This window comes from Streptomyces sp. NPDC005393, assembly GCF_040606675.1.
Taxonomy (GTDB): domain Bacteria; phylum Actinomycetota; class Actinomycetes; order Streptomycetales; family Streptomycetaceae; genus Streptomyces.
In genome coordinates, this window is sequence record NZ_JBEXFG010000009.1 from 14,736 (window position 1) to 29,715 (window position 14,980).

The 14,980-nt window shown below is 73.3% G+C and carries 11 protein-coding genes; 10 read left to right on the forward strand and 1 reads right to left on the reverse strand.

Features of this window, described 5'->3' with window-relative positions; translation table 11 throughout:
- Window positions 1–242: 242 nt before the first annotated feature.
- The 8 genes from ABZS71_RS10885 to ABZS71_RS10920 all read left to right on the forward strand — a co-directional run bounded on the left by ABZS71_RS10885 (window position 243) and on the right by ABZS71_RS10920 (window position 11,745).
- Window positions 243–1,298 (forward strand): ATP-binding cassette domain-containing protein, encoded by a 1,056-nt coding sequence (locus ABZS71_RS10885; protein WP_356208885.1) that lies wholly within the window; start codon window positions 243–245, stop codon window positions 1,296–1,298.
- Window positions 1,295–2,080: a methionine ABC transporter permease gene (locus tag ABZS71_RS10890; RefSeq protein WP_356208887.1), complete on the forward strand. Its 786-nt coding sequence runs from the start codon at window positions 1,295–1,297 to the stop codon at window positions 2,078–2,080. The genes ABZS71_RS10885 and ABZS71_RS10890 overlap by 4 nt, the downstream gene beginning before the upstream one ends.
- A gap of 90 nt (window positions 2,081–2,170) precedes the next feature.
- A complete protein-coding gene (locus tag ABZS71_RS10895; protein WP_356208889.1) occupies window positions 2,171–2,992 on the forward strand; it encodes a MetQ/NlpA family ABC transporter substrate-binding protein in 822 nt (273 codons plus the stop codon).
- A 164-nt stretch (window positions 2,993–3,156) separates the two neighbouring features.
- On the forward strand, window positions 3,157–3,804 hold the full coding sequence (locus ABZS71_RS10900) for a GNAT family N-acetyltransferase (RefSeq protein ID WP_355859323.1): 648 nt from the start codon (window positions 3,157–3,159) through the stop codon (window positions 3,802–3,804).
- A gap of 326 nt (window positions 3,805–4,130) precedes the next feature.
- Entirely contained in the window at window positions 4,131–5,384 is a 1,254-nt protein-coding gene (gene cbiE / locus ABZS71_RS10905) for a precorrin-6y C5,15-methyltransferase (decarboxylating) subunit CbiE (RefSeq protein WP_356208891.1), read from the forward strand.
- A gap of 278 nt (window positions 5,385–5,662) precedes the next feature.
- On the forward strand, window positions 5,663–9,529 hold the full coding sequence (gene cobT, locus ABZS71_RS10910) for a nicotinate-nucleotide--dimethylbenzimidazole phosphoribosyltransferase (RefSeq protein ID WP_356208893.1): 3,867 nt from the start codon (window positions 5,663–5,665) through the stop codon (window positions 9,527–9,529).
- Between the two features lie 107 nt (window positions 9,530–9,636).
- Window positions 9,637–10,857 carry a uroporphyrinogen-III C-methyltransferase gene (cobA, locus tag ABZS71_RS10915; protein ID WP_356208895.1) on the forward strand — a complete coding sequence of 407 codons (1,221 nt, stop codon included), beginning with the start codon at window positions 9,637–9,639 and terminating at the stop codon, window positions 10,855–10,857.
- Between the two features lie 69 nt (window positions 10,858–10,926).
- On the forward strand, window positions 10,927–11,745 hold the full coding sequence (locus ABZS71_RS10920) for an RNA methyltransferase (protein ID WP_356208897.1): 819 nt from the start codon (window positions 10,927–10,929) through the stop codon (window positions 11,743–11,745).
- Between the two features lie 610 nt (window positions 11,746–12,355).
- Here the strand turns inward: ABZS71_RS10920 and ABZS71_RS10925 are convergent.
- The gene (locus tag ABZS71_RS10925; protein WP_356208899.1) at window positions 12,356–13,678 is read right to left on the reverse strand and encodes a serine/threonine-protein kinase; all 1,323 of its coding nucleotides are present in this window, start codon (window positions 13,676–13,678) and stop codon (window positions 12,356–12,358) included.
- A 262-nt stretch (window positions 13,679–13,940) separates the two neighbouring features.
- Here ABZS71_RS10925 and ABZS71_RS10930 point away from each other — a divergent pair, with 262 nt between their 5' ends.
- Window positions 13,941–14,171, forward strand: coding sequence for a hypothetical protein (locus ABZS71_RS10930; protein WP_355855102.1), 231 nt, complete (start codon window positions 13,941–13,943; stop codon window positions 14,169–14,171).
- A gap of 336 nt (window positions 14,172–14,507) precedes the next feature.
- A complete protein-coding gene (locus ABZS71_RS10935; RefSeq protein WP_355855105.1) occupies window positions 14,508–14,717 on the forward strand; it encodes a hypothetical protein in 210 nt (69 codons plus the stop codon).
- Window positions 14,718–14,980: the final 263 nt, after the last annotated feature.

The window sequence follows — 14,980 nt, forward strand, 5'->3', positions numbered from 1 at the left end:
CTCGTTGTCTGTGTCGAATGTGTGACTGCTGAGGGCCCCTGCTTGAGCCTCGCGCCCCGAAGCGAGACCCGCTGAGCCGGAACCGCGCGTCCGTGCGCCGGATCGCGCCGCCCCGCGTCACCGGAACCCGAAGCCGCGTCCACCCGCCGCGCACCCCTCGGGTCCGCCCTGCCGCGTTCCGCAATGAACGAACCGTGTCCGGTGGCACCCGCCGCCGTGCACTCAACAGTGACGGAAACCCTGTGATCACCACTACGGACCTGACCAAGGTCTACCGCTCACGAGGCCGCGAGGTCACCGCCCTCGACGGCGTCGGTCTGCATGTCCGCGAGGGCGAGGTGTACGGCGTCGTCGGTCAGAGCGGCGCCGGAAAGTCCACCCTCATCCGCTGCGTCAACCTGCTGGAGCGCCCCACCTCCGGCACGGTCACCGTGGCCGGCCAGGACCTCACCGCGCTCGCCGGGCGCGGCCATCGCGCCGGATCCGCGCTGCGCCAGGCGCGCAGCCGTATCGGCATGGTGTTCCAGCACTTCAACCTGCTCTCCTCACGCACCGTGCGGGACAACGTCGAGCTGCCGCTGGAGATCCTCGGCGTCTCCGGCAAGGAGCGCACCCGCAAGGCCCTGGACCTGCTGGAGCTGGTGGGCCTCGGCGACAAGGCCAAGGCGTACCCGGCCCAGCTGTCCGGCGGCCAGAAGCAGCGCGTCGGCATCGCCCGCGCGCTCGCGGGCGACCCCCAGGTGCTGCTGTCGGACGAGGCGACCTCCGCGCTCGACCCCGAGACCACCCGCTCGATCCTCCAGCTGCTGCGCGACCTGAACCAGCAGCTCGGCCTGACCGTGCTGCTGATCACTCACGAGATGGACGTCGTCAAGACGATCTGCGACTCGGCGGCGCTGATGCGCGGCGGGCGGATCGTGGAGTCCGGACGGGTCGCCGATCTGCTGGCCACGCCCGGCTCCGAGCTGGCGCAGGAGCTGTTCCCGGTCGGCGGGGTGCCCTCGGGCGACGACCGCACGGTGGTCGACGTCACCTTCCAGGGCGAGGCCGCCGCCAAGCCGGTCATCTCCCAGCTGTCCCGTACGTACAACATCGACATCTCGATCCTGGGCGCCGCGATGGACACCGTCGGCGGCAACCAGGTCGGACGGATGCGGATCGAGCTGCCCGGCCGGTTCGAGGAGAACGTCGTGCCGATCGGCTTTCTGCGGGAGCAGGGGCTCCGGGTCGATGTGGCGGCGGTCGCCGACGGCCCGCGCGCAACCACGCATCAGCTGCTCAAGGAGGGCGCCAAGTGACCTGGTCCGAGATGGAGCCCCTGCTGGAGCAGGCCTGTTGGGACACGCTCTACATGGTCGGCTGGTCGGCGCTGATCGCGGTCGTCGGCGGACTGCCGCTCGGGGTGCTGCTGGTGCTCACCGACCGTGGCGGCGTCCTGCAGAACGTGGTCGTGAACAAGGTCGTCGGCCAGGTCGTCAATATCGCGCGCTCGCTGCCGTTCATCATCCTCATGGTCGCGCTGATCTCCTTCACCCGCTGGATCGTGGGCACCACCATCGGCCCCGAGGCGGCGATCGTGCCTCTGGCGATCGGCGCCATCCCCTTCTTCGCGCGGCTCGTGGAGACCTCGGTGCGCGAGGTGGACGGCGGGCTCGTCGAGGCCGTGCAGGCGATGGGCGGCTCCACCTGGACCGTCGTACGCAAGGTGCTGCTGCCCGAGGCGCTGCCGTCGCTGATCTCCAGCGCGACCACCACCATCGTCGCGCTCATCGGCTACTCGGCGATGGCCGGCACGGTCGGCGCGGGCGGCCTCGGTGACCTCGCCATCCGCTACGGCTACCAGCGGTTCGAGACCGAGCTGATGTGGATCACGGTCGCCATCCTCGCGGTGGTCATCTCCGTCATCCAGTTCGCGGGCGATCTCGCCGCGCGCGGCCTCTCGCACCGCGGCCGCCCCTCGGCCGCCCCCCGGCTGGTGCTGCTGCGGAGCGCCCCGCGGGCCGGGAAGCCCGCGACGGCCCCGGCTCCGGCCGCCCGGCCCGCCGACATAGAGCCCGCGGAGCCGACCAAGGTCCCCTGAGCCCCACCACCCCACCCCACACACCACATCCCCGCATTCCGCTTCCGCACCCGTAGCGGATTCGTGCGCCCATGAAGAAAGGCACTTTTCGTGCGTAACACCACCAAGACCGTCACCACCGTCCTCGCCGCCGGTGCCCTCGCACTGGGCCTCGCCGCCTGCGGTCCGGACTCCGCGAAGAGCGCGAGCGGCCCGCTCGTCGTCGCCGCGAGCCCCGTTCCGCACGCGGAGATACTCGCCTACGTCAAGGACCACCTGGCCGACAAGGCGGGCCTCAAGCTCGAGGTCAAGGAGTTCACCGACTACAACACGCCGAACATCGCCACCCAGGACGGTTCGGTCGACGCCAACTACTTCCAGAACCAGCCGTTCCTGGACGACTTCAACAAGAAGAAGGGCACGGACATCGTGCCCGTCGTCACCGTGCACCTGGAGCCGCTCGGCCTCTACTCGCACAAGGTGAAGAAGGCCGACGACCTCAAGAAGGGCGCCACCGTGGCCGTCCCGAGCGACACGGTGAACGAGGCCCGCGCGCTGAAGCTGCTGGCCGCGAACAAGGTCATCAAGCTCAAGGACGGCGTCGGCAACGAGGCCACCCCGAAGGACATCGCCGCCAACCCCAAGAACCTGAAGTTCAAGGAACTGGAGGCCGCGCAGCTGCCGCGCTCCCTCGACGATGTGGACGCCGCGGTCATCAACGGCAACTACGCCATCGAGGCCGACCTCAAGCCCGCCAAGGACGCCCTGGTCCTGGAGTCGCCCACGAACAACCCGTACGGCAACTTCCTGGCCGTGAAGAAGGGCAACGAGGACGACCCGCGGGTGAAGAAGCTCGCCAAGCTCCTCACCTCCCCCCAGGTGAAGAAGTTCATCAAGGACAAGTACGACGGTTCCGTCCTCGCGTCGTTCTGACCGAAAAAGAAGCACACAGAGCTCCAGCGGGAGGCTCCGCACCCGGTCCACGATCGGATGCGGAGCCTCCCGCTTCGCCACCCCGTGCTGCATTTCGCCTGGCTGATGCTGCATGCTGGGCGTCTCTACAGCCCTGACACGACCTCCCGGTTACGGAGCGGCGCATGACATCCACCTTCCCGGACATCTCCATCAGCACGGAACGGCTGGTGCTGCGCCCGTTCGAGGAAGCGGACGTACCCGCGCTCACGGAGATGATGAACGACGAACTCGTCATCGCGTGGACCAGGGTCCCCCAGCCGTACGGCTCGCGGGACGCCCGCGACCAGGCGCTGCGGCTCGCCCCGGCCGAACGGACCACGGGGCGCGGAATCGTCTTCGCGGTCGCCGAATTCCTCACCCAGCGGCTCGTCGGAATCGTCCATCTGCGCAATACCGACTGGCAGATACTGGCCACCGAGGTCAGCTATGTCACCGCCCCCTGGGCGCGGGGCGAGGGCTATGCCTCGGAGTCGGTGCTGGCCGTCGCCCGCTGGCTGTTCCAGGACCAGAAGTTCGAGCGGCTCGAACTGCGCACCGCCGCCAACAACACCGCCTCCCAGCAGGTCGCCCAGAAGATCGGCTGCATCAGCGAGGGAGTGCTGCGCAACGCCGGGATAGCCCGCACCCAGACGGAGGACGGCGGCTGGACGGATCTGCGCACCGACCTCATCGTCTGGAGCCTGCTCGCCGAGGACCTCGACGGCGTCCCCGACCGGATGGCGGAGCCCGAGGGCTTCAACGTCTACCCCACGTACTCCGACTGGGGCTGACACGCCGACTCGGGGCCGACACACCGAGCGGGGCCGCGGACGGCCGAGGCTGATGCCCGGCGCCCACGCGCCCCTCGCGCCCCCCGGCGCACCACCCCTGCCCGTGCCCCCGCTCCGGCGGTCCGGACCAGGCGGGGTAATCTCACGGAGCCTGAGCACCCGCGCCCCGGCCGGCCCCGGGCCGCGATAGGCGCATCCGTGGCGCACGCGTCCGCGATGCGCCCGCGAACTCTCGCGAGCACGCCCGCGACCACTCGCGGCCCACCCGCCATACCCGATACACCCGGTAACACGCGACCTGCGACACATTGGGGAGACAGAGGACGATGGCCGACCGCGTCACGGTGATCGGTTGGGACGGCTCCGCGCTCACGGACGTGGCTCGCTCCGCCCTCGGCGCGGCCACCCTCGTGGCGGGCGCCGCCCACCACCTGGCGCTGCCCGAAATCCCGCCCGGCGCCGAGCGGATCCGGCTCGGCAGTGTGGACCTCGCGGCCCGCCGGATCGCCCAGCACCGCGGCTCCGCCGTGGTCCTGGCCGACGGCGACCCCGGCTTCTTCGGCGTCGTACGGGCCCTGCGGGTACCCGAGCACGGCCTGGAGGTCGAGGTCGTGCCCGCCGTCTCCTCCGTCGCCGCCGCCTTCGCCCGCGCCGGGATGCCGTGGGACGACGCCCAGGTCGTCGTCGCGCACAGCCGCGATCTGCGCCGCGCCGTCAACGTCTGCCGCGCCCACACCAAGGTCGCCGTGCTCACCTCGCCGGGCGCGGGCCCCGCCGAACTCGCACTGCTGCTCGGCCCGGTGCATCGCACCTTCGTCATCTGCGAGGCCCTGGGCACCGACCGCGAGCAGGTGACCGTCCTGACCTCCGACAAGGTTGCCGATCACGCCTGGCGCGACCCCAACGTCGTCATCGTCATCGGCGGCTCCGGCGCCGCCGCCGTCCGCAGCGGCCCGGCGTCCGGCACCGCGCGCGGCGCCCTGCCGAGCGGCGGCTGGATCGCCGGGCGCGACCCCGGCTACCCCGGCGGCGTCCGCGGCTGGGCGCTGCCCGCCCCCGCGTACGCGACCGTGCTGGGCGAGAGCGAGTCACAGCAGCTGCGTGCCGCCCAACTCGCCCGGCTCGGACCGCGAGTGGGCGATCTGGTGTGGGACATCGGCGCGGGCAGCGGCGCGGCCGCCGTCGAGACGGCCGGATTCGGCGCCGCCGTCATCGCCGTCGACCGGGATCCGGACGCCTGTGAGCGCACCGCGAACCTCGCCCGCCGCTTCGCCGTTCAGCTCCAGGTCGTCCACGGCACCGCGCCCGAGGTGCTGGAGGACCTGCCGGAGCCGGATGTGGTGCGGATCGGCGGTGGGGGCGCACCCGTCGTCGCCGCGTGCGCCGCGCGCCGCCCCGAGCGCATCGTCACGCACGCCGCGACCCGTGACGAGGCGGAGGCCATCGGCAGGGCGCTGGAGGACGGCGGCTACGCCGTCGAGTGCGTCCTGCTGCAATCGGTCGAGTTGGACACCCGGGTGTGGACCGAGCGCGAGCGCGCGGTCGCCTTCATGCTCTGCGGCCACCGCCCGCACCAGTGATTTTGTCCTTGTGACGTTCGCCCCGACGTTCGCCCCATGACCTTCTCCCGGCACCGCGCGGGGTAGGCTGGCGGATCGTTGTACTGCCTGTACCGCTGCCCGGCGTTCGGCGCTTTATTGGCCAAAGGCCGAAATGTGCCCCTCCTTTGGTGGGGCCGCGGTAGGCAAGCCTCGGGCGTGCTACGTGCCGCGCACGGCGCACGCTCGTTCTTGCTCACGGGGCTTGCTCCCGGTGGTAGGCGGTTGGAAGGAGCACTAGCGATGGGCGAGGGGTACGCATGACCGACACCGGCCAGGTCCCGGGCGAGGGACAGCCGGAGAACGCAGGCGGACGACTCGGACACCCGCACCCGGCGGATGTCCACGCCCCACCTGCCGACGCCGGTTACATCGAGCAGCCGCAGCCCGGTGCTCCCCAAGGCGCCGGGTACACCTTCCTCGACGCGCACGAGACCGTCGGCGAAGAGGACGATCTGTTGCTGATGCCGGGCGCCCAGGGCGCCTGGAGCGAACAGCAGGCCCAGTACCAGTCCGGCGTGTACGAGGCGGGCGTGCTCGACCCCGGTGCGGCCGGGTACGCCGATACGCGGATGCCGGAGCCGCAGCCCGTGGCGCCCCAGCCCGTACCGCAGCAGGCGCCGCCGCCCGCTCCCGCGCGCCGGCCGCTGCACATGGGCCCGCCGGTGCCCGACACCTCCGGCGGCGTGGTGCGTTCGCTGGCCGACCGGGGCCCGGCGGCCGGCCGGCACGCCGCCCCCGTACGCCAGGCCGAGCCGCCCGCGGCCGAGCCCCAGCCCGAGTACGCGGCGGGTCCGGAATATCCGGCGGCCGAGTACACGACGGGCACCGATTACGCGGCCGCGCCCGATTACGCGGCCGCGCCCGACTATGCCGCCGCGCCCGAGTACGCGGCCGGGCCGCAGTACTTCGCGGCGCAGCCCGAGAACCCCGGCCCGCTCCCCGGGCCACAGCTCGCGGACATGCCGCAGCTCGGCGAGGCCCCGCCGCCGGGGGTCGCCTGGCACTCCCAGCCCCCGGCCCAGCAGGCCGCTCCCGAACCCGCGCCCGCTCCCGGACCCGCTCTCGAAGAAACGGTCGGTCTCGCGGAGGAGCCCGCGCTGCCGGAGACGCCCGAAGCGGGGCCCGGCCCGCAGCCGTTCCCGCAGCCCGAGGTCGCGGACGGCGGTGTGCCCGTCGAGACCGCAGCCCCTGCCGCACCCGCCGAATCCGACGTGCCGGAGGCCCAGCCGGTCGCGATGGACCCGGGCCCGGTCGATCCGGCGGTCGCGGACCCGGCCCAGGCGGGCGCGATCATCCCGGCCCAGGGCGGGGCGCCCGTCATGACCGAGGAGCTGGTTGTCGACATTCCGGCCCAGGCCCAGCAGCCCGGTCGGGCCCCCGAACAGCTCGACGCACAGCCCGCCCCGGCCGCGGAGCCCGTGCCGGAGATCCCGGCCCAGATGTCCCATGAGCCGATCGCGCATCCGGTCGCGCCGGGACCCGAGCCGGTCGCCGCCGAACCCGAACCGGTCGCCGTGGAGGCCGCGCCGGAGGAGCAGCCCGCGCAGGAGCCCGTTACGGCCAAGGAGCCGAAAGCCCCCGCCGCCCAGGCCCCGGCCCCGGCTCCGGTCGAGGCGGCTCCTCAGCAACTCGACGAGCAGCCCGCGGAATCCGCCGATCCGGTCGCCGTGGACCCCGGCCACTCGATAGTGGCCGACGACGCGCCCCAGCCCGCGGTGGCGCCCGAGGAGCCCACCGCCGAGGCACCGGCTGACGAGGCGCCGGAAGCGCCCGCCGAGCCGGAGGCAGAGGCAGCGCCCGAGGCCGAGGCCCCGGCGCCCGAAGAGGCCGCGCGGGAAGAGGCTGCCGAGGACGCCCTCCAGGAGGAGGCCGCGCCCGAACCGGAGGCCGAGGCCGAGGTCGCGGTGGTGGAAGCCCCCGAGCCCGCCGCGGCCGAAGCCGAGGAGGAGGCCCCGGAGCCCGCCGCGCCGGAGGAGGAGGCTCCCGAGCCCGTCGCATCCGAGGAAGATGCTCCGGCAGCGGAAGCCGCCCCCGAGGAAGAGACGCCCGCGAACGAGAGCTCGGAGGACGAGAGCGTGGCCCCCGAGGCGGAGACCCCCGAGCCCGAATCGGCCGAAGCCGCCGAACCCACGGAGAAGGAAGCCCCGGAGGAGACCCCCGAGTCCCCCGAGGCCGAGCCGGAGGCCGAAGCGAAGCCCACCGGCACGGACGCCGAGCCCACCGACGCGGACGCCGAGCCCACCGGCACGCACGCCGAGCCCACCGGCACGGACGCCGAGCCCACCGGCACGCACGCCGAGCCCACGGACGCGGACGCCGAGCCCACCGGCGCGGACGCCGAGCCCACCGACGCGGAGGCCGAGGCGGAGCCCGAGCCCGCCCCCGTCGGCCCGCCCGCCGAGGGGTACGACGACGCCGAGCGCGCCGCCGTCCACCGCGTCATGCGCGAGCGCCGGGACATCCGTAACGGCTTCCGGTCCGACCCCATCCCGCACGAGGTGCTGCTGCGCGTGCTCGAGGCCGCGCACACCGCGCCCAGCGTCGGGCACTCCCAGCCGTGGGACTTCGTCGTCATCCGCTCGGAGGAGACCCGGCGTTCCATGCACGAGCTGGCGATGCGCCAGCGCGACGCGTACGCCAAGTCGCTTCCCAAGGGCCGGGCCAAGCAGTTCAAGGAACTGAAGATCGAGGCGATCCTCGAAACGCCGGTCAATATCGTCGTCACCGCCGACCCGACCCGCGGCGGCCGCCACACCCTCGGCCGGCACACCCAGCCGCAGATGGCGCCGTACTCCTCCGCGCTCGCCGTGGAGAACCTCTGGCTCGCGGCCCGCGCCGAAGGCCTCGGCGTCGGCTGGGTCAGCTTCTTCGACGAGCGCGAGATGGTGCGTGAGCTCGGGCTGCCCGACCATCTGGAGGTCGTCGCGTATCTGTGCGTCGGATACGTCGACGAGTTCCCGGAGGAGCCGGAGCTGATGCGGTCCGGGTGGTCCAAGCGCCGCCCGCTGGCCTGGGTCGTCCACGAGGAGACGTACGGGCGGCGCGCGCTGCCCGGCGAGGACCCGCACAATCTGCTCCAGGAGACCCTCCAGGGCATCCGCCCGCTGGACGCGAAGGCGCTCGGCGAGGCGTGGGAGCGGCAGAAGCGGATGACCAAGCCGTCGGGCGCGCTCGGCATGCTGGAGATCATCTCGGCGCAGCTGAGCGGTCTGTCCCGGCAGTGCCCGCCGCCGATCCCGGAGCCCGCGGCCGTCGCGATCTTCGCGGGCGACCACGGGGTGCACGCCCAGGGCGTCACCGCCTGGCCGCAGGAGGTCACCGCCCAGATGGTCGCCAACTTCCTGGGCGGCGGCGCGGTCTGCAACGCCTTCGCGAGCCAGGTCGGCGCCGAGGTGTGCATCGTGGACGTGGGCGTCGCGAGCGAACTGCCGAGCACCCCCGGGCTGCTGCCGCGCAAGGTGCGGGCGGGCACCGGCGACTTCGCCACCGGCCCCGCGCTCACCCGCGAGGAGGTGCTGCGCGCCATCGAGGTGGGCATCGAGACGGCCCGCGATCTGGTGGCCGCCGGGAACAAGGCGCTGCTCACAGGCGAGATGGGCATCGCCAACACCACCGTGTCGGCCGCCCTCGTCTCGGTCTACACCGGCGCCGACCCGGCCGAGGTGACCGGGCGCGGGACCGGCATCAACGACGAGACGCACGCCCGCAAGATCGATGTCGTACGGCGCGGTCTGGAGCTGCACCAGCCGGATCCGGCCGACCCCATCGGCGTCCTCGCCGCGTTCGGCGGTCTGGAGCACGCCGCGATCGCGGGGCTGCTGCTGGGCGGCGCGTCGCTGCGTACGCCCGTCATCCTGGACGGGGTGAGCGCGGGCGCCGCCGCGCTGCTCGCGCGGGCCATCGCGCCCGAGGTGCTGGCGGCGTGCATCGCCGGCCACCGCAGCGCGGAGCCGGGGCATGTGGCCGCGCTCAACAAGCTGGGCCTGCGTCCCCTGGTCGACCTGGACCTGCGCCTCGGCGAGGGCACGGGCGCGCTGCTCGCCCTCCCGGTGGTACAGAGCGCCGCGCGTGCGATGCACGAGGTGGCCACGTTCGACTCCGCCGGGGTCACGGAGAAGAACTGACGGGTGCCCCCGCCGCGTAGGGTGTCGGCGGGGGCCACGCCCCACTGTCGATCAGCCGCTCCAGTGCCGCAGCGGCCGGGTATTCGCCTGAGGAGAGCCGCACCGCCATGTCCGAGAATTTCGCGTACCCCGTCGGACTGCGCCTCACGGGGCGGCGCGTCGTCGTCCTCGGGGCGGGCCAGGTCGCCCAGCGCCGGTTGCCGGCGCTGATCGCGGCGGGCGCGGACATCCTGCTGATCTCGCCCTCCGCGACCCCCTCCGTCGAGGCCATGGCCGAGGCGGGGGAGGTGCGCTGGGAGCGCCGCCGCTACCAGGACGGTGACTTCGAGGGCGCGTGGTACGTCCTGATCACCACGGACGACCCGGAGGCCAACGCCGCCGCGTCCGCCGAGGCCGAGGCGCGCCGCGTCTGGTGCGTACGCAGCGACGACGCCGAGGCCGCCTCCGCCTGGACCCCGGCCACCGGACGCAGCGAGGGCGTCACCGTCGCCGTCCTCACCGGCCGCGATCCGCGCCGCTCCGCCGCCGTACGCGACGCCGTGGTCGAGGGGCTGCGCGACGGCACCCTCGCCGCCCCCCGCCACCGCACCCGCGGCCCCCACGTAGCGCTGGTGGGCGGCGGCCCCGGTGACCCGGACCTGATCACGGTGCGCGGCCGCCGGCTGCTCGCCGAGGCGGATGTCGTGGTGGCCGACCGCCTCGGCCCCCGCGACCTGCTCGACGAACTCCCGCCCCATGTCGAGGTCATCGACGCCGCGAAGATCCCGTACGGCCGGTTCATGGCCCAGGAAGCGATCAACAACGCGCTGATCGAGCACGCCAAGGCGGGCAAGGCCGTCGTCCGGCTCAAGGGCGGCGACCCCTTTGTCTTCGGACGCGGGATGGAGGAGGCGGAGGCGCTGGCCGAGGCCGGTATCCCGTGCACCGTCGTACCCGGCATCTCCAGCTCCATCAGCGTGCCGAGCGCGGCCGGGATCCCCGTCACTCACCGGGGCGTGGCCCATGAGTTCACGGTGGTCAGCGGGCATGTCGCCCCCGATGACCCCAGCTCCCTGGTGGACTGGTCGGCCCTCGCCAAGCTGCGTGGCACGCTTGTACTGCTCATGGCCGTCGAGAAGATCGGCGCCATCGCCACGGCCCTCGTCGCACACGGCCGGCCCGCGGACACCCCGGTCGCCGTCGTCCAGGAGGGCACCACCCCCACCCAGCGCCGCGTGGACGCGACCCTCGCGACCGTGGCCGAGACGGTCGTGGCCGAGGGGATACGACCCCCGGCGGTCGTGGTGATCGGCGACGTCGTCGCCCTCGCCACACGCGACCACCGGTGACGTAACCGCCGGTAACGTAATCGCGTACGCCTCATTGGCACCGCATACAGGACAAGGCAGTATCACTCTGTGGCTGATCTCATCACCGTCGATGATCCCGACGACCCGCGGCTGCGCGACTTCACGGGTCTGACCGACGTGGAGCTACGACGCAAGCGCGAGCCCGCCGAGGGCCTGTTCATCGCCGAGGGCGAGAAGGTGATCCGGCGCGCCAGACACGCCGGCTACGAGATGCGCTCGATGCTGCTGTCGTCGAAATGGGTCGACGTCATGCGCGACGTCATCGAGGACGTCCCCGCCCCGGTCTACGCCGTCAGCCCCGAACTGGCCGAACGCGTGACCGGCTACCACGTCCACCGCGGCGCCCTCGCCTCCATGCAGCGCAAACCGCTGCCCGAAGCGGATGCACTCCTGGCCGACGCCCGACGCGTCGTGATCATGGAATCCGTCAACGACCACACCAACATCGGCGCCATATTCCGCAGCGCCGCCGCCCTCGGCATGGACGCCGTGCTGCTCTCCCCGGACTGCGCCGATCCGCTCTACCGCCGCTCCGTCAAGGTCTCGATGGGCGCCGTCTTCTCCGTCCCGTACGCCCGTCTGGAACCCTGGCCGCGCGGCCTGGAAGCGGTCCGGCACACCGGCTTCAAGATCCTCGCCCTCACCCCCGACGAAAAGGCCACCCCCATCGACGACGCGGCCCCCCACCGCCTCGAACGCGTCGCCCTGATGCTGGGCGCCGAGGGCGACGGGCTCTCCACCCAAGCCCTCATGGCCGCCGACGAATGGGTGCGCATCCCCATGGCCCACGGCGTCGACTCCCTCAACGTCGGCGCGGCGGCGGCGGTCGCCTTCTACGCCGTAACATCAGGCCGCCCCGGGCTCTGACCCAAGCCCGGGCCCGGGGGACCCGGAACCCGGGCGCTCCACCCGGGCGCTCCACCCGGGGGCTCCGCCCCCGGACCCCACCGAGGACGCCACTGGGGCTCCGCCCCCCCGGGCCCCGCTGGAGCTCTGCCCCGGCCCTGCTCCGCGATCGCTGGAGGGGCTGGGTGTCCGGAAGGGGTGAGTGCAAGCCTCGGCCCAGCCCCCGGCACGCCCATCGGGCGTGTCCTCAATCGCCGGACGGGCTGGTTTTACGAGCTGAGCGCAGAGCGGGCAGGGGACCGGGGCCGGCAAGGCGAGCGGCGGGGCGTGGGGACGAGCCGCTGCCGCCCACGGAAAGCCAAACCGGACAGGGGGCGCCCCCACCTACCAGCGCACCGTCAACCGGACAGGGGCCCCGGGCCACCGGCCGTGCGCCGCCGACGAGGCGGGAGGGGGCGGGGGTGCAGGGGTGGGGGTCTGGACGCTGACGTGTATTTGTGGCGCCAATTTGCGGCCCACCCCACGCTTCCGGGGGCCGGCGCCGTAAATATACGGTCCAGACCCCCCGCCCCGGAGGCCCCGCACCCGCACCCGGCACGCACCTCCCGCGCACCCACCTCCCGCCTACCGGCTACCGGCCGCCCGGCTCCATCGACACCGCATGCGTCGTCGGCCCGTGCGGTGCGCCCAGCCCGTTCGCCGGGCCCTGGCAGCCCTGCGCCGCTGCGATCCCCAGCGCCACCAGCAGCGTCACCACCACGAACACCGTCAGCCGCTGCCGCAGCAGCCGGCGGTCCGGGCCCGGGCCGCCCGGACGGCGCCCGTTCGGCGACGTACGGACCGTACGAGCGGGCGGGCGCGAGCCCCTGCGCGGAGTGGGGCGCGCGGGCGTGTTCCGCCCCGTGGAACGCCCCGCACCCGCCCCGGTCCCCGCCCCGGTCCCCGTCCCGGCCCCCGACCGCGGCGACGACGCCCGCGGCGCCTGCGCCCCCCGCGGCGGCGTACCGCCGGGGCGCCGCTCCGTGTGCTGCTCCGCGTACGTCTCGGCCCGTCGCCCCGAGGGCCGACTGTCCGCCGCGCCGTGCCCGCCGTACGCGCCGTGCCCGCCAGGCCCGCCGGGCCCGCTATGCCCATGCGCCTCGCGCGCCGCGATCTCCTTCAGCCGCAGCGACAGTTGCAGCGTGCTCGGCCGGTCCTCCGGATCCTTTGCCAGACACGCATGCAGCAGCGGTGCCAACGCGTCCGGCACGCCGACCAACTGTGGTTCCTCATGCACCACCCGGTACAGCATCACCTCGGAACTCCCGTGCCCGAACGGCGAGTCCGCCGTCGAGGCGTACGCGAGCGTCGCGCCCAGCGCGAAGACGTCGGTCGCCGGGGTGACGGCCGCGCCCCGCACCTGCTCGGGCGCGAGGAAGCCGGGCGAGCCGACCGCCGTGCCGACGTGCGTCAAGGTGCTGGCCCCGGTCGCCCAGGCGATGCCGAAGTCGATGATCCGCGGGCCCTTGGGGGAGAGCAGGATGTTCGACGGTTTGAGGTCGCGATGCACCACCCCCGCCTCGTGCACCGCCAACAGCCCCTCGGCCAGCGCGGACCCGATCGACGCCACGGGCGCGGCGGGCAGCGGGCCCTCTTCGTTGACCTTGTCGTGCAAGGAGGGGCCCGGTACGTACTGGGTGGCGAACCATGGGCGGTCGGCCTCCAGGTCGGCGGCCACCAGCCGCGCCGTACAGCCCCCGCGGATCCGCCGCGCGGCCGACACCTCGCGGGCGAACCGCGACCGGAACTCCCGGTCCTCGGCCAGATCGGGCCGGATCACCTTCAGCGCCACACGCTGTCCGCGCCGGTCGGAGCCGAGGTAGACCACGCCCATACCGCCCGCGCCGAGCCGCCGGTGAAGCCGGAAGGAACCGACGACACGCGGGTCCTCGCGCCGGAGCCGCATCATCGCCATGTCCGTCCCCTACCTCCGGTGGGGAGGCCCCTTCCCTAACCCCTGGCGGGGAGCCCCAACCGCTGCCGTCCACTGCCGTCCGTCTGACGTGCACAGCTTACGGATTGACGGCCCCGCGCGCTGAGAGGCCGCGCATGCGTCGGCCGACGGATTGTCAGTGGTGCCTGGGATCCTGGAGAAGTGGGCCGGAATCGTGGCAATCCGCGCTCGGGTCCGCGCGTGCGTGATCTCAAAGGGCCGTCTCAGAAGGGGGATTGGGACCGTGAAGGGTGATCGTGTGGAGATAGTCGTGGACGCGGGCGACACGACACGGACGTATGAAGTGGTGGCGAGCCGGGCCGGTCGGCGGGTCGAGACGGCGGTCCGGCGCGGGGTGGTGGAAGTGAGCGAAGTCACCCGTAATGGCTCTGTGGTGCGGACGGCCCGGTTTATGGCGAACCGGGTGCTGGCGCTGGTGGAGCAGCCGGTGCCGCGGGGGGAAGACGGAGAGTAGGACCGCCGGACCGCCGGACCGCCGGACCGCCGGCGGACGGGGCGCGGCGCGGCGCGGGCGGGTGTCCGAGGGCGCGGCTGACGGCGGAACGGACCCCTCCGGAGGGGCCCGTTCCGCCGTCCCCTCCGGGAAGACCCCAAGTCCCGGTGCGGTATCTCCACCCAGGGGAGTACTCGGCTCCGGCCGGGGTCATCCTCCGGGAGGCCCGGCAATCGATACGAAGGCATGACGCCGAGCGCCGGGGCGCGCGCCTAATGTTGTGGTCAAGCGGCGGGCGCAGCACTCGTCCCCCGAGGTCAGACGCTCGCCGCCCCCAGATGTGACAGAGGAGGGACGATGGCGGACACGGCTGGACGTACGGTCCTCCGGGCGCGCAGGCGCCGGGTTGTCGACGCGTTCGGCAGCCCGCCGCAGGGCGGCACCCGCCATCCCCTGGTCGCGGCGGCGATGGTGCTGCCGTTGGCCCTCGTCTTGAGCATCACCTTCGGCGGCTGGGAGGCCGTCGTCACACAGGCGTCGTCCGTGGCGGGAATGCTGGGGCGCTGAGCGCCCCGGGTCCGGGAGAGCGGCCCGGGCCGGGGACTTCCGGCCATCAACCCCGTGGGGACGGGGGTGCGGCGGACGGCACGAATGCCCGGACAGCTGGGGAGCTGTCCGGGCATCGCGCCGTTTGGGGGCGTGGGCGGGTGCGGTGTGGGTGCCGGGTGCGGAGCCTCCGGGGCCCCCGGCATGGTCATCGGTTCGCCCGCTATCCAGCCCGTCCGGCGATTGAGGACACGCCCGGAGGGAGTGCCGGGGGCCGGGCCGAG